At 42.6% G+C, this 14,628-nt stretch carries 16 protein-coding genes; 4 read left to right on the forward strand and 12 right to left on the reverse strand.

Features of this window, described 5'->3' with window-relative positions:
- Positions 1-957: a UV DNA damage repair endonuclease UvsE gene (gene uvsE, locus JN080_RS21835; protein ID WP_256238086.1), complete on the forward strand. Its 957-nt coding sequence runs from the start codon at positions 1-3 to the stop codon at positions 955-957.
- Positions 958-1,213: 256 nt separating this feature from the next.
- Here the strand turns inward: uvsE and JN080_RS21840 are convergent, their stop codons facing one another.
- From JN080_RS21840 to speE, 5 genes are all read right to left on the reverse strand, one after another.
- Positions 1,214-1,396, reverse strand: a complete 183-nt coding sequence (locus tag JN080_RS21840; protein ID WP_256238087.1) for an H-type small acid-soluble spore protein — start codon at positions 1,394-1,396, stop codon at positions 1,214-1,216.
- A gap of 100 nt (positions 1,397-1,496) precedes the next feature.
- Positions 1,497-3,167: an arginine--tRNA ligase gene (gene argS / locus JN080_RS21845; RefSeq protein WP_256238088.1), complete on the reverse strand. Its 1,671-nt coding sequence runs from the start codon at positions 3,165-3,167 to the stop codon at positions 1,497-1,499.
- Positions 3,164-3,586 carry a YwiB family protein gene (locus JN080_RS21850; protein ID WP_256238089.1) on the reverse strand — a complete coding sequence of 141 codons (423 nt, stop codon included), beginning with the start codon at positions 3,584-3,586 and terminating at the stop codon, positions 3,164-3,166. The genes argS and JN080_RS21850 overlap by 4 nt, the downstream gene beginning before the upstream one ends.
- 122 nt (positions 3,587-3,708) lie before the next feature.
- On the reverse strand, positions 3,709-4,581 hold the full coding sequence (gene speB, locus JN080_RS21855) for an agmatinase (RefSeq protein ID WP_256238090.1): 873 nt from the start codon (positions 4,579-4,581) through the stop codon (positions 3,709-3,711).
- Positions 4,582-4,678: 97 nt separating this feature from the next.
- Positions 4,679-5,506 carry a spermidine synthase gene (gene speE, locus JN080_RS21860; RefSeq protein ID WP_256238091.1) on the reverse strand — a complete coding sequence of 276 codons (828 nt, stop codon included), beginning with the start codon at positions 5,504-5,506 and terminating at the stop codon, positions 4,679-4,681.
- A 193-nt stretch (positions 5,507-5,699) separates the two neighbouring features.
- Between speE and JN080_RS21865 the strand changes: the two genes are divergently transcribed.
- Positions 5,700-7,769, forward strand: a complete 2,070-nt coding sequence (locus JN080_RS21865) for a transglycosylase domain-containing protein (protein WP_256238092.1) — start codon at positions 5,700-5,702, stop codon at positions 7,767-7,769.
- Between the two features lie 343 nt (positions 7,770-8,112).
- On the opposite strand, the gene JN080_RS21870 is transcribed toward JN080_RS21865, so the two are convergent.
- Both JN080_RS21870 and JN080_RS21875 read right to left on the reverse strand, forming a co-directional pair.
- Complete coding sequence (locus tag JN080_RS21870; protein WP_256238093.1) at positions 8,113-8,619, reverse strand: YwhD family protein; 507 nt, start codon at positions 8,617-8,619, stop codon at positions 8,113-8,115.
- A gap of 25 nt (positions 8,620-8,644) precedes the next feature.
- Entirely contained in the window at positions 8,645-9,298 is a 654-nt protein-coding gene (locus JN080_RS21875) for a site-2 protease family protein (RefSeq protein WP_256238104.1), read from the reverse strand.
- 355 nt (positions 9,299-9,653) lie between these two features.
- On the opposite strand from JN080_RS21875, the gene JN080_RS21880 reads away from it, so the two are divergent.
- Complete coding sequence (locus JN080_RS21880; protein ID WP_256238094.1) at positions 9,654-9,839, forward strand: 2-hydroxymuconate tautomerase; 186 nt, start codon at positions 9,654-9,656, stop codon at positions 9,837-9,839.
- Between the two features lie 17 nt (positions 9,840-9,856).
- On the opposite strand, the gene JN080_RS21885 is transcribed toward JN080_RS21880, so the two are convergent.
- From JN080_RS21885 to JN080_RS21895, 3 genes are all read right to left on the reverse strand, one after another.
- Positions 9,857-10,366: a YwgA family protein gene (locus JN080_RS21885; RefSeq protein ID WP_256238095.1), complete on the reverse strand. Its 510-nt coding sequence runs from the start codon at positions 10,364-10,366 to the stop codon at positions 9,857-9,859.
- 35 nt (positions 10,367-10,401) lie between these two features.
- Complete coding sequence (locus tag JN080_RS21890) at positions 10,402-11,700, reverse strand: HD domain-containing protein (protein ID WP_256238096.1); 1,299 nt, start codon at positions 11,698-11,700, stop codon at positions 10,402-10,404.
- A gap of 228 nt (positions 11,701-11,928) precedes the next feature.
- The gene (locus JN080_RS21895; RefSeq protein WP_256238097.1) at positions 11,929-12,150 is read right to left on the reverse strand and encodes a YuzB family protein; all 222 of its coding nucleotides are present in this window, start codon (positions 12,148-12,150) and stop codon (positions 11,929-11,931) included.
- 278 nt (positions 12,151-12,428) lie between these two features.
- Between JN080_RS21895 and JN080_RS21900 the strand changes: the two genes are divergently transcribed.
- Positions 12,429-13,175, forward strand: coding sequence for an RsfA family transcriptional regulator (locus JN080_RS21900; RefSeq protein WP_256238098.1), 747 nt, complete (start codon positions 12,429-12,431; stop codon positions 13,173-13,175).
- 222 nt (positions 13,176-13,397) lie between these two features.
- Here the strand turns inward: JN080_RS21900 and lipL are convergent, their stop codons facing one another.
- Both lipL and JN080_RS21910 read right to left on the reverse strand, forming a co-directional pair.
- Positions 13,398-14,225, reverse strand: coding sequence for an octanoyl-[GcvH]:protein N-octanoyltransferase (lipL, locus tag JN080_RS21905; RefSeq protein ID WP_256238099.1), 828 nt, complete (start codon positions 14,223-14,225; stop codon positions 13,398-13,400).
- 179 nt (positions 14,226-14,404) lie between these two features.
- Positions 14,405-14,628, reverse strand: a 224-nt coding sequence (locus JN080_RS21910; RefSeq protein ID WP_256238100.1) for a hypothetical protein, incomplete at its 5' end; no start/stop codon positions are given.

Genomic DNA, 14,628 nt, shown 5'->3' on the forward strand with positions numbered 1-14,628 from the left:
ATGAAAATCCGTTTCGGCTATGTTTCTCATGCGATTAGTTTGTGGGATGCTTCCCCAGCTAAAACGGTAACCTTTACCCGTTACCAGCAGCTTGGAAAAGAAGAGCGTGCAGAAAAGCTGCTTGAGACCACCAAGCAAAACCTAAATCATACGTTACGAATGCTTTATTACAATATTGGCCACGAAATTGAACTGTACCGGTTTTCCAGCTCCATTGTCCCCCTCGCCACCCACCCGGACGTACGCTGGGACTTTCTCACACCGTTTCGGAGCGAGTGGAAGGAACTCGGTGATTTGGTCAAAAAGAAAAGGCTGCGTGTAAGTTTTCATCCAAACCAATTTACCCTGTTTACATCACCCCAGAAAAAGATTACCAAGAATGCGGTGATCGATATGGAGTATCACTATCGAATGCTTGAGGCAATGGGAATTGAAGCCTCTGGTCTGATTAATATTCATATCGGCGGTGCCTATGGAGACAAGGAGAAAACAATGAAACGATTTTATGAGAATCTTAAAATGCTTCCTCTTCCGATAAAAAAAGTGATGACTTTAGAAAACGACGATAAAACCTATACTGCCGAAGAAACCCTCGCTGCCTGCGAAAAAGAAGGCATTCCCTTTGTGTTCGACTATCATCATCACATGGCCAACAAAGGTGAAACAGTGCTGGAAGCTTTGCTGCCGCGTCTGTTTGCCACATGGGTTGATCGTGGTATGCCTCCAAAAATACATATATCCTCGCCAAAAACAGCGCAGCAATTTCGGTCCCACGCCGATTTCGTCAGTGTAGAATTTATCCTGCCCTTTTTGAAGCTTGTTCAGGAATATGGCCAGGATGTTGACTTTATGATTGAAGCCAAGGCAAAGGATCAGGCGCTGTTAAAATTAGTCGATGACCTGAGTAAGCAGCGAGGGATAAAGCGGATCAGCGGTGGTGCAATTGAGTTGAAATAAGGTAGTTTTTACTTACTGAGAAGCTGGTGGATTTTGTTATGAACCATTTCTGAGCTGTTATGAACGATTCCAAGGCTTGTTTGAACCATTTTGAGGAAGTTATGAACCATTTTCAAGAGGTTATGAGCATTTAGACAGTATTTGTAAATTCAGGTCTTACTATGATGCTCTTTCAAAGCGAATAATTACCTTTATTTGTAAAGACCGTCCCATAAGCCGTTCCTAATCTTTACCCACAAAAAAAGAGTCCTCACGATCAAGACTCTTCAATCAAATGTAAGACAGGAACGTCTTTTTCAGTTTCGGGATTATTCCGGTAGTAGATTCTCGCGATTTTTGTGGCCTCATCTACGTTTTGAATAATCACCGAATCACCTTCATAGCTCACCGCGATCACATCCGCAGATTCTAAAATTTCCTTTGCTCTTCCAATATTCATCCTACCCACTCCTAACTAAATATCCTTTTTAATTTTTACCAATTAAGGGTTCAGATATTCATTAAAATACCCCTTTTCTCGAGAAAAGGGGCATTTTTTATTACATTTTTTCCGGAGCGGAAACGCCAATTAAAGATAGCGCATTTTTCATGGTGATTTGTACGGCCCTCACCAAGGCAAGGCGTGCCTTGGTCCGTTCTGGATTCTCACTGTCGAGAACTTTATTCGCATTATAAAAGCTATGAAAGGCTGATGCCAATTCAAAAATATAGTTGGTGATCCGGTGTGGCACTCTTTTTAAAGCTGCTTCCGAAACAGCCTGCGGGAATTCACCTAACTTTTTCAATAAATCGATTTCCTTTTCCGATTCAATGGCAGTAAGGTCAGCAGCGGCATCCACGGTCAAGCCCTGCTCTTCGCCTTGACGCAGGATACTGGAAATCCGTGCATGGGCATATTGGGCATAATAAACTGGGTTTTCGTTCGATTCAGAAACAGCTAAATCGAGGTCAAAGTCCAAATGAGTGTCTGAGCTTCTCATTGCAAAGAAGTAACGGGTCGCATCGAGGCCGACCTCATCAACAAGATCACGCATCGTGACTGCTTTTCCCGTACGCTTGCTCATCTTCATCTTCTCGCCGTTTTTATATAAATGGACAAGTTGGATAATCTCGACTTCAAGGGCATCGCGGTCGTAGCCAAGCGCTTGAATTGCTGCCCTCATCCTTGGAATATAGCCGTGGTGGTCAGCCCCCCAAATATTGATCAGCTTTTCAAAGCCGCGGTCCAGTTTGTCTTTATGGTAAGCAATATCCGGTGTTAAATAGGTATAAGAGCCGTCCTGTTTAATCAACACGCGGTCTTTATCATCGCCGAAATCGGTAGAGCGGAGCCATGTTGCTCCCTCATGCTCATAAATATATCCAGCCTTGCGCAGTGCGTCCAAGGCCTCGTCAATTTTCCCATTTTTATAAAGCGAGGTTTCCGAGAACCAGACATCAAAGCCGACACGGAAATCGTCAAGATCCCTTTTTAATTTGGCCATTTCAACCTTTAGGCCGTATTCACGGAAAAATTCAAACCGATCCTGTTTAGCGACATCCACATACTTATCGCCATATTCCTTCGCTAACGTTTTGCCAATTTCAATGATATCAACACCGTGGTAACCGTCCTCCGGCATTTCTGTTTCAAGGCCAAGTGCCTGGAAGTAACGGGCCTCAATCGACTTAGCAAGGTTATTAATTTGATTGCCGGCATCGTTAATATAATATTCGCGGGAGACATCGTAGCCTGCTTTGGCTAAAATATTGCAAAGCGAGTCGCCGACCGCAGCGCCGCGGGCATGACCAAGGTGCAGGTCTCCGGTTGGATTGGCGGACACGAACTCGACTTGAACCTTTTCATGGTTGCCGACCGTTGTTTCCCCATACTTTTCGCCTGCTTGTAAAATCGTCGGAATTAGATCAGTTAAATAACTGTTGTTCATATAAAAATTGATAAATCCGGGTCCTGCCAGCTCAATTTTTTCAATTGACGCTTTGGAACGGTCAAACTGAGCAATCAGCTCCTCAGCAATTGCCCGCGGTGCCCGTTTAGCTACACGTGCAAGCTGCATCGCCATATTTGTGGAATAGTCACCATGTGCTTTTTCCTTTGGAACTTCTAAAGCCACGTCTGGTATTTGCTCTTCAGCAGCAAGATTTGCCTTGATGACGGCCGCTTTTATTTCTTCCTTTAATTTGATTTTAACCTGTTCAACTATGTTCATTCTTCTTCCTCCTGAAAGGTAATCTCTAAATGGTATGTACCGACGCTGGGAGTCCCTTGCATCGAAAAATCGTATAGTAGGTCAATCCTGCCTTTGCCGCTTTCGGCATCGTAATCATGGGCGATTTTTTTTGCAACAGTGGCTGTTTCAAATTTACCGAAGGGCAGTTCATAACTGCCGCTCATCTTTTGATTAAGGACAAATGGCAGCCTCATTTTTATCGCACCGTTTCGTAAAATGAGGGCGTCGTTCCCCGCCATTTTTACAATCGTCCGTGTGCTCCCCTGTTCACTTACTTCCTCATACTGCAGGTAGGAGGCTGTTTTCTTTTGGAAAAAATCACCAATAACTGCACCCTCAATAATTTCTTCGCTATCTTCCTGCGTAATAGTCGTTTTTACGTTGATTTTTACAGACATATAGAACGGCGTACTCCTTTTGCTTAGGTAACTGGCGCCCTGTGTATTTATTTTATTATACATTATCAAGCCAAGAATTCAAAAAGATGCCCGCCCCGTTAATGGGACAGGCACTGGATAATTTATTTAATCCACCCAAGAATCATTTCGCGGATCATTTTGCTTGCTGTATTGGCTGTTTGCTCAGATGGGTCGTAAATAGGTGCCACTTCGACAAGGTCGGCGCCAACTACCTTGACCTCAGAGCGGGCAATTTCATGGATTGACGCGAGCAGCTCTTTTGATGTAATCCCGCCGGCATCAACGGTACCAGTTCCTGGCGCATGAGCCGGATCAAGGACATCGATATCGATCGTCACATAAACAGGACGGCCGGCAAGCGTAGGTAAAATTTCTTTTAAAGGCTGATGAACATCAAATTTTGAGATGTGCATGCCATTTTGCTTTGCCCATTCAAATTCCTCTTTCATTCCGGAACGAATGCCAAATGAGTACACATTTTTCGGGCCAATGTGCTCGGCAATTTTGCGGATTGGAGTTGAATGCGATAACGGTTCCCCTTCATATTCCTCGCGTAAATCGGTATGGGCATCAAAATGGATAATTGCTAAATCAGGATACTTTTTATAAACAGCCTTCATGACCGGCCAGGAAACTAAATGCTCCCCGCCCATGCCAAGCGGAAATTTTCCGGCAGCGAGAATTTGATCGACAAACTCTTCAATCATATCAAGGCTGCGCTGCGCATTTCCGAACGGAAGCGGAATATCACCGGCATCAAAATACTTTACATCATCTAGTTCACGATCTAAATATGGACTGTATTCTTCAAGGCCGGGAGAAACCTCACGAATTCGGGTTGGACCGAACCGGGATCCAGGCCGGAAGCTGACCGTCCAATCCATCGGCATTCCATATAAAACAGCCTGACTTTCTTCAAAATTCGGGTGACTTTTAATAAACACGTTGCCAGAGTAAGATTCATCAAAACGCATTACATTTGTACCTCCAACTTCAACTTCTTGGGGGGCTGACCCCCAGTGCTTTAACGCATTACCTTAACGGGGGTCTGACCCCGTTAAGTTCGTTAAGTTACTTCAATAAATCGCCAACAAACTTCGGCAGAACGAAAGCTGCCTTGTGAAGTTCTTTTGTGTAGTATTTTGTTTCAATTTCGTGGAAGCGATTATCGCTTACTTCTAATGGATCATATTTTTTTGCGCCTAGTGTAAATGCCCAAAGTCCGCTAGGGTATGTTGGAATGTTGGCCACATAGAGGCGGGTGATTGGGAAAATCTCGCGGACATCACGCTGAACATTGCGGATTAGATCCCCTTTAAACCATGGATTGTCTGACTGGGCAACAAAAATACCATCTTCCTTTAATGCCTTCGAAATTCCAGCGTAAAAGCCCTTTGTAAAAAGATTAACAGCCGGGCCAACTGGTTCGGTCGAATCAACCAGAATGACATCGTATTCATTCTCACTGTGGGCAATGTGCATGAAGCCATCATCCACTTTCACTTCAACGCGCGGGTCGTCTAATTTACCGGCAATTTCCGGAAGGAACTTTTTCGAGTACTCAATCACTTTGCCATCAATATCAACAAGTGTTGCTTTTTTGACGCTTGGGTGTTTTAGTACTTCACGAATTACGCCGCCATCGCCGCCGCCAACGACTAAAATATTTTCAGGGTTTGGATGGGTAAACAACGGAATGTGCGTCACCATTTCATGGTAAACAAACTCATCTTTTACGGATGTCATGACCATATCATCTAGCAAGAGCATGTTGCCCCACTCTTCTGTTTCGATCATATCAAGCTTTTGGAATTCTGTTTGTTCTGTATGTAAAGTCTGATTCACCTTCATTGTGATACCGAAGTTTTTTGTTTGATATTCCGTAAACCAAATCGCCATTTCGCACATCCTTCATCTATTTTTATTAGCCCTCCCCTTTATACTTAACAAACATGAGAAAAAGTATAGAGGAATCTAGCAAAATTTCAAGAAAAAATTTCTTTTTCATTGACAATGTTTAAAAAGGCTTGTTTTTTTTCATACTAATACTATTGAATTTTTTAAAAATGGGAAAAACAGGGTGGTGATAGTGATGGAGATCATGACGAATCACGGTTTTCGAAAAACAATTAAGTATTTGCGAGCCTTCATTTTCATCAGTTTGATAGGCATGACTCTTGTACTGCTGCTCCTTTTCGGGGTACTTGGCTATGCCAAAATACTAGGGGCACCCCCACTTGCCGTTCCGCAATCAACATTATACATTGCCGACAACGGCAAAATAATCGGTGAGAGTAATAATGGTCAAAAGCGCTATTGGGTTCCGTTAAAGGATATTTCTCCAGACTTAGTCAATGCGACCGTTTCGATCGAAGATAAAAAGTTTTACAACCACCATGGCTTCGACTTCAGCCGGATCGCAGGTGCCGCGCTTGCTGATATCCGCGCCTTCGGCAAGGTTCAGGGCGCGAGTACCATCACTCAGCAATATGCGCGCAACCTTTTCCTTGAATACGATAAAACCTGGGAGCGGAAGTTTTTTGAGGCCTTTTATACGATTCGCCTTGAAATGAATTATCCAAAAAGAGAAATTCTCGAAGGCTATTTAAATACCATTTATTACGGAAATGGCGCTTATGGAGTTGAAGCAGCCAGTCAATATTATTTTGGAAAAAGCGCTTCCAAATTATCACTGGCAGAAGCAGCAATGCTAGCGGGAATTCCAAAGGGACCTGGGCTCTATTCCCCGTTTGTTTCAGAGAAAAGAGCCAAATTACGCCAGAGGATCATTTTAAATACAATGGTTGATAATGGATTTATTTCAAAAAGAAAAGCCGCGCTCGCTGCTGAAAAAACGTTGAAGTTTTCCGGGAAATATCCGAATCAGCAAGTAAAGGTAGCTCCCTATTTCCAGGATGCTGTAAAAAATGCATTAAAATACCAGTTGCATTTAGATGACCGAACGATCGCCCTTGGCGGCTTGAAGGTGTTTACAACCCTTAACATCAAGCAGCAAAAGGCAGCGGAGAAACAAATCCAAAAGGTTGTTGCCAGCAACTCCGACATCCAGACCGCCCTAGTCGCCATGGATCCGAAAACAGGTAATGTAAAAGCAATGGTCGGCGGCAGAGATTATCAAAAAAGTCCGTTTAACCGCGCCGTCCAGGCAGTCAGGCAGCCGGGCTCCACCTTTAAACCAATGTTGTACTATGCGGCTCTCAGTCAGGGTTTTACCCCTTCAACAACAATGAGAAGTGAATTTACAACTTTTCACTTTGATGATGGTGCGAGTGATTATACCCCGCATAACTTCAATAACAAATATGCGAATGGGGAAATTACAATGGCCCAGGCCTTGGCCTTATCTGATAATATATTTGCGGTTAAAACGCATTTATTTCTAGGCGAAGAAACATTAATCGATACGGCTCGGAAGTTCGGTATTTCAACGGAACTGTCGAAGGTTCCTTCGCTTGCGCTCGGTACTTCTGGAGTTAGGGTGATTGAAATGGCCAATGCCTACAGCTTATTTGCAAATGGCGGAAAAAAGGTCGAGCCTATACTCATCACCAAAGTGGAGGATTACAACGGAAATATCATTTATCAAAAGCAAGCTGAAAATGAAAGAGTACTAGACCCTGCCAAGGCATTTGTCATGACAGATATGCTTACAGGCATTTTTGATTCAAAGCTAAACGGGTACGCGAACGTTACCGGAAATAGCATTGCTAAAAAATTGACTCGTCCATATGCTGGAAAATCAGGCTCAACTGAAACGGATAGCTGGATGATTGGGTTCACACCCCAGCTCGTCACGGCGGTCTGGAGCGGCTACGATAAAGGCAAGCCGATAGATATGGTCGCTGAAAAATCCTACGCCAAAAATATTTGGGCCCAATTTATGGAGGAGGCTCTTAAAGGAAAGCCTATTAAGGACTTCAAGCCACCAAAGGATGGAGTCGTTGGCGTCTATTTGAACCCGGCGAACGGCAAGCTGGCAACATCTGATTGCCCTGTCAAGCGGTTGACCTACTTTGTAAAGGGAACGGAACCGACTGAGTACTGCACCGAGCATTTGAAGCGTGGTCAATCCCTTCCACTCGAGCCAAAGCCTAGTCAAAAGACACCTTGGTATAAACGAATTTTTCCATGGGGGCATTGAAAAAGAACCAGATGTTGCGTCTGGTTCTTTTTGTTTTTGGAGGTTTTTTTACGTTTGGCGAAATTAATCGTGAGTTTGGCGAAGTAAATTTAATTTTGGCGAAATTAATGGTATGTTTGGCGAAAATAAATTTAATTTCGGCGAAATTATCCCTAAAATTGACGGAATCATTATTTTCCCAGCACCAAATAGAAAAGCTCCGAATATAAAATTCGGAGCTTTTCCTGTCCTAGTCTACGTGTGTTTACGTATTGCTTCTAGTTTACTTTTTTTAGGGAAAAACTACAAGTAATTCCTGCAACAGTTTCATAAAAAAGACACAACTTCAAAAGTCCACAGCAACTTAACCAATTGACAACCCTTGTTTAAGCTCTTCCGGGGAATTATTCCAACATTCCTCATTATGACTGCGGAGGAAGTCTGTCAAAATCTGTTTTGATTTTTGATCCATATGGTCAACGATAATATGCCTTTTCATTGATTTGTCCATGCGGTTTACATGTTCCGGTAATGATTTATAACCGCGGCGGATTTCCCGGTCAACAGTCATTTCACAGGCTGTCACTCCTGCATAATATGGACCTTCTTCCTTCCGGTCAATTGTTACCCAAACGAGCCAATATGGCTTTCCGTTAGGGACCTCATCTTTTTGAGGAAGGAACTTAATTCCTTTTTCAACCGCGCTGCGGGCATGCATGGCCCCCACATCAATCACAGCTTCACCGGCATCAACATCAATGATAACGGGTGAAACGTTATCCAGACTTAAGGCGCCTTTTCCAAAGCCGCGGTGTCCATCGGTTGGGTCACTTTTGATAATATTAAACTGCATTTTTTTCTTTTCTTCCATAGATTCTCAGGATCCTCCTTCATTATTAAAATAAGTGATAAAAGAAATTGTTCAAACCATTTAACAGATAGGGAACCACATAATTAAAGATTGGCTGGATCGTATAGCGTGAAAGCGGTGTGATGACAATAATTAGGAAGAGTAACGATCCATATGATTCATATTGGGTCATTTTCGCTCTTGCCTCATTTGGCACTAAATCTTCAACAATCCGGTATCCGTCTAAAGGAGGAAACGGCAGCAGGTTAAAAATAAACAAGACGATATTGAGCTGAATAAACAGATTCAAAAAATCCACAATGGAGGTTGAGAGATTGGCTGTTGCCCCTGCCTTCATAAAGGCATACCAGATTAGAAATCCAAGCGCAGTTAAAATTAGGTTGCTGAGCGGTCCTGCAATCGACACAAGCACCCCTGCAAGGCGCGGCTTTTTAAAATTATAGCGGTTGACTGGTACCGGCCGGGCCCAGCCGAATCCAGCGATAAAAATAAGCAACGTTCCAATTGGATCAAGATGCTGAATCGGATTCAACGTTAGCCGCCCCTGTTTCTTGGCAGTCATATCCCCAAACTTATAGGCAACATAAGCATGGGAAAACTCATGAAAGGTAAAAGCAATCATTAGTGTTATGGCAACAAAGGGAATATCCTTTAGTGGATAGGCAAGAAACTGCCCCAATCCTTGATCCATATCGTTTCTCCTTCCTCAATACAGACACTTTTCTTTTGTCTAGCTCGTTCGCTAAACGTGCGCTTCCGCTTTTCCTCTGTCTAGCTGCAGCGCCCAGCACCTAGTGGACTTCTCCCTCTTCCCTACGATAAGTCAACATCGAATCGCTTTCGCTCTTCGTGTTTCCTTTATCTCAGTCGGAGGGCTCCAGTCCATACGGTGCTAAACGTGCGCTTCCGCTTTTCTTTCAAGTATACACGAAACTAGGTTTAAAATGAAAACGAATCACCTCTCGACAGATCTTGCGCTTTTCTACTTTTAATGGGAAACTACTATCAGTCCGTTTAAAAGGAGGTAAAGACAAGTGCCAATCGTTACAATAAAAATGCTTGAAGGCCGCAGTGATGACCAGAAAAAGGCGTTAGTTGAAAAGGTAACATCTGCTGTCGTCGAAACAACAGGAGCAAATGTCGAAGCTGTTTCCATCGTGATTGAGGAAATGCAAAAAACAAATTACGCCGTTGGTGGTGTAAGAAGCAGTGACCGTTAAAACAAAAAGCTAAGCCCTTATTGGAGCTTAGCTTTTTGTTTTAATAATTCAATGTATTGGTAGGCTTCGTCGACTTCCGACTCTGTATAGCGCTGACTGCTTTTTAACGTAAATACCTTATTAGCGACTTCTTCCTTTGATAGGTTATCAAAATATAAAACCGTTGAGACTAGTTCGAGAAATCTAGCATTTTTCTCATTCATGTCTAAAAGGCAACCCTCGAGCAGCGGCATGTCTACTTCATTTAAACTTAAAAACTCTTTACCTGAGTCTGTCGGTGTATAGCGGTATTGGTAATACCCACCCTTTTTTTCCTTCACTTCATTTAAAAATCCCATATTGCATAGCTCTTCTACTCGTAAGGTTAATTCCTCTGAGTATGGGCCGTAAAAGTGAAATTGGAATCTTTCTTGAAAAGGAAAATCTATCTTCTTCGCGATATAAATCATTTTTTGCAGTTTTTTCCGTCCGACAATTTCACCCGCAGCCAAAACGGCCTGCATCACCTTCGCGTGATCTTTTAACAAGGTTTGTCATCTCCTACTCCAATAAACCAATTTCGCTATATGTCTAAAAGGGATTGTATTTGTTTTTTTAGATTTTTTTTAGCCGACTCATCCATAACCAAATCAGCCGGATAGTAGAGTTTATGGTCAGTTCTTCTTTTTCCGGAAATCGCATCGACAATCTCCGATCCGCGCGACAGCTCCTTTAGCTCGCCATTTTTCATCAGCAAATGAATCGGGAGCCGTTCGCCCTCCTCACCAGGGCGATAAAAGTCGTAAGGCAGATCTGAGGATGAATCAACGACTAAATAGTATTCCGGGTCAATTCCTGCTTTTTTAAAAAGAGTGTTTAGTTCGGCCAGCTTTTTGTATTCTTTAGCCGGGTCGAATTCAGCATACTTAAATAAATTTCGATTCACAAATCGGCTGCAAAGATCTTTTAAAATAGGATCCTCTTCTTCCTGCCAAATCTGAAAATAATATAAAATCACAGACTCATCCAGCTTTAAATAGTCTGCTAATGATACATTTTCCTTAAAAAAAGAATAAAAGTGATGGGGCTCGAGTTTGAAGGAATAGCCCTGCTCATACAAATCCTTTGCACGATGGAGAATTCTTGATAAAATCACTTCTGCACCGCGTGAAACGGGGTGGAAGTAGACCTGCCAATACATTTGGTAGCGGCTCATAATGTAGTCTTCCACCGCATGCATCCCTGTCTGCTTAATAACAACTTGGTCCTCACGCGGACGCATGACACGGAGGATTCTCTCCATATCAAAATGACCATAGGAGACACCCGTGTAATAGGCATCACGCTGCAAATAATCCATCCGATCAGCATCAATCTGGCTTGAGATCATACTGATCACAAGCTTTTTCTCCGAGGTCTTGCCAATTACATCAGCAACCTTTTGGGGAAAGTCCGGAGAAACCCTTGTCAGGATTCTATTAACTTCGGTAGTTCCAACAATTATCTTCCTGGTAAAATCCTCATGGTCCAGATCAAAGACTTTTTCAAAGGAATGAGAAAAGGGGCCGTGCCCTAGGTCGTGAAGTAGTGCCGCGCATAATGTTAACAGCCGATCGTCATCATTCCACTCCGGTCTTCCGGCAAAAACGTCGTCAATCATGCGGCGGACAATTTCATATACTCCTAGAGAATGGTTGAACCGGCTGTGTTCAGCACCATGAAAGGTCAGAAATGTCGTGCCAAGCTGCCTGATTCTCCGCAAGCGCTGAAACTCCTTTGTGCCAATTAAATCCCAGATTACTCTATCGCGCACATGGATATAGCGATGAACCGGGTCTTTAAACACTTTTTCCTCACTAAGCTTTTCTGCTGAATATACCATTGGAATCCTTCTCCCTCATATGCTTGTTTCTATTATATCCTCTTTTCTACGAGATTCACCCAAAATTCAGCAAAATTCTTCCAGCAATTTCGACATGTTTTTTGCATGTCTTTCAAAAAAAAATCACCCGGAACAGGTGATCATTTAATCCCGCAGTAACGGGCAGTAATACCCTATCATAAGTGAATTCGAACGTTCAGCGGGGAAAAGTGCCCGCTGATCGAAGTTTCACTTTACCTTTTTTGCCACTTTTTCGATTAATTCCTCTTCTGTTAAAGCAGCGACCGGACGGTTATTGACGAAGGCAAACGTCTTTTTTCGGCCGGGACCGCAGTAGGATTGGCAGCCAATCTCGATTTTCGCATCAGGATCAAGCTCTTTTAAGTGAGGGATTAATGTCTTTAAATTCACGGCTTGGCAGTCGTCACACACACGAAATTCATTTGACATTTTTTTACAACCCTTTCAACAATCTTCATTCTATATCTATATTATCCAGCATTTAAGTAAAAAATAGGTCCACTATAACTCCTTTGGTATTTTACATTTTATCGTTTGTGAATGCAAGCTAATCTAATTCTCTTATTTTTCCAAAAAAAATCTACTATCCTTTCATTCATTTTGGTATAAAGACTGAAAGTATTGGTAATCCTTAGACTAGAACTTTTAAAAACTCATCGGCAAAACCGATGGTGTCATTTGTAATTTGGTCAAAAGGAGTTGAAAAAATGAAAGTTCGTCAAGATGCATGGACAGATGAAAATGATTTACTTTTAGCGGAAACAGTCCTGCGACATGTTAGGGAAGGCAGCACACAGCTAAACGCCTTTGAAGAGGTAGGGGACAAGCTCAACCGGACTTCAGCAGCCTGTGGATTCAGATGGAATGCCGTTGTGCGTCACCGCTATGAAAAAGCGTTGCAGCTAGCAAAAAAACAAAGGAAGCAAAGACAAAGAATCCTAGGAAAAGATCAAGGCGGAAAGAAAAAATTACTTTATAGTCCGCCGGTGCCTGTGCCAGAGGAAGTGGCAGAAACTGCTCCTGCGGCAATTATAGAGCAGGCTAGTGAAGAAGTAATTGTTAATGAAGCACCTGAGTTAACAATGGAAATGGCGGCAGAAACATATGCCGGATCGTTTATTCAATCCTATAGTAATCAAGCTGGGAATTTGACTCTTGATTCGGTGATTTCTTTCTTGGAAAACTTTAATCATTCCAATCTGCAAAATAATGCTCTAAAAAGCGAGAATGAAAGATTAAAACGGGAGATCGCCGAACTAAGGAAAGAGAATGAACAGTTGGCAGCAAAGGTCAATGATCTTGAGCAAAATTCCGTTACGATTCAGGAAGATTACGAGACATTAATGAAAATTATGAATCGTGCTAGAAAACTGGTTTTATTTGAGGAAGAAGAAAGACCAGCTACTAAATTCAAAATGGACCGGAATGGTAATTTAGAAAAAGTAGCGGAATAAACAGAAAAGAGGAAGCACCCGTTTAGCGGCGTATGGACTGGAGTGCTCCGATTGAGATAAAGGAAACACGGAGCTCAAGTCGATTCGATGTTGACTTATCGTAATGAGGAGCGCGAAGTCCACTAGCCGCTGGGTGCTGGAGCTGGACAATGAAAAGCGGAGAGACATGGCAACACACATCTTTATGAAAGAAGCCGTAAATCGGAATCGATTTGCGGCTTTTTAACTGCTGATAATTTTTTCGTTACGCTCGACAACTCGTTGATAATAACCAGGGAAAATTTCCAGCTCATAGTCATTAAACGGGCCGGCGTATAAATGATCGCTGAACCTTTTTAATTGATTTAACAGTCTAAGCATGATATCAGACATGGTGAACTGTTCACCTAGCAGCTCCGTTAGGGAAGCCATTACTCCTGGAACGACCTCTGGATATGTAAACTTGGTGGATTCGCCTTTTTTGGATATTTCGTAAAATTCCTTAATAAGCGCTGCACGTTCCCTGCCGCTGCCATTTACACATAAATAGATTTGAACAGCAACACCTTTTTTTAAGCGGCGCTGGGATATGCCGGCAAACTTTTTTCTATCAATGCTTAAATCATAGCTGCCTGGGCAATAAGAGCCGACGATTTCTCCGGCCTCGATTTGCTGATGGTATTCAGCAAACATGCTTTTAATCAATAGCAGCATTGTGTCGTAGCCGCGGTTAATATCGATCCCTTTTTCCGTTTCCGGTAAAATTAACGATATATTTAAAACTCCTTCATCTAAAACGACGGCTAAACCACCTGAATTTCGAACAATTACTTGATAGCCCTGTTCGTTTAAAAATTGGATGCCTGCTCGTAAGTTTGGAAGTTTCGTATCTTGTATTCCGAGCACTATGGTGTTGTGATGAATCCATGTGCGGGCCGTTGCAGGCGCTTTACCGGAGCCTACTGAATTACATAATGTGTCATCGGTGCCAAATGACTGCATTGCTTGAAAGTGGATGCCAATTGCGGATTGGTCCATTACGCGCCACTCTGGTTGATGCAGCAAACCCATGATCCCAGCTCCTTAAAAAATTTTTTCCTTTATTATATCATTTTAGAATGGGAATCTCTTGTTCTTAGATTTCTTCTTTTGGGAGTTGCCAGCTAAGTTATCCGTCTGTTCTTTGATTTTATCGACCGCGTTCCTAAAAATATCAACCGCTTTTGTTTGTTTATCGACCGCTTTTACTACTATATCAACCTTCTGAGTCCGAACCTCCCAATAAAAGACAAAATTACCTCTTCCAGATCCTCTCCAGCGGAGATATCCGCCTGTTCTTTGATTTTATCAACCTCTTTCCTAAAATTATCAACCGCTCTTGTTTGTTTATCGACCGCTTTTACTACCATATCAACATCCTGAGCAAATCTTTTGTCTCGATCCCGATTATCGAGAATTAAAAAAGCCAGCCCCC

The organism is Bacillus sp. EB600 (genome assembly GCF_024494385.1).
GTDB lineage: Bacteria > Bacillota > Bacilli > Bacillales > Cytobacillaceae > JAEVLT01.

Coding starts and splice junctions, on each gene's coding strand:
- uvsE (WP_256238086.1), top strand. CDS start 1: ATGAAAATCCGTTTCGGCTATGTTTCTCATGCGATTAGTTTGTGGGAT.
- JN080_RS21840 (WP_256238087.1), bottom strand. CDS start 1,396: ATGAATATTGGAAGAGCAAAGGAAATTTTAGAATCTGCGGATGTGATC.
- argS (WP_256238088.1), bottom strand. CDS start 3,167: ATGAACATAGTTGAACAGGTTAAAATCAAATTAAAGGAAGAAATAAAA.
- JN080_RS21850 (WP_256238089.1), bottom strand. CDS start 3,586: ATGTCTGTAAAAATCAACGTAAAAACGACTATTACGCAGGAAGATAGC.
- speB (WP_256238090.1), bottom strand. CDS start 4,581: ATGCGTTTTGATGAATCTTACTCTGGCAACGTGTTTATTAAAAGTCAC.
- speE (WP_256238091.1), bottom strand. CDS start 5,506: ATGGCGATTTGGTTTACGGAATATCAAACAAAAAACTTCGGTATCACA.
- JN080_RS21865 (WP_256238092.1), top strand. CDS start 5,700: ATGGAGATCATGACGAATCACGGTTTTCGAAAAACAATTAAGTATTTG.
- JN080_RS21870 (WP_256238093.1), bottom strand. CDS start 8,619: ATGGAAGAAAAGAAAAAAATGCAGTTTAATATTATCAAAAGTGACCCA.
- JN080_RS21890 (WP_256238096.1), bottom strand. CDS start 11,700: ATGGTATATTCAGCAGAAAAGCTTAGTGAGGAAAAAGTGTTTAAAGAC.
- JN080_RS21895 (WP_256238097.1), bottom strand. CDS start 12,150: ATGTCAAATGAATTTCGTGTGTGTGACGACTGCCAAGCCGTGAATTTA.
- JN080_RS21900 (WP_256238098.1), top strand. CDS start 12,429: ATGAAAGTTCGTCAAGATGCATGGACAGATGAAAATGATTTACTTTTA.
- lipL (WP_256238099.1), bottom strand. CDS start 14,225: ATGGGTTTGCTGCATCAACCAGAGTGGCGCGTAATGGACCAATCCGCA.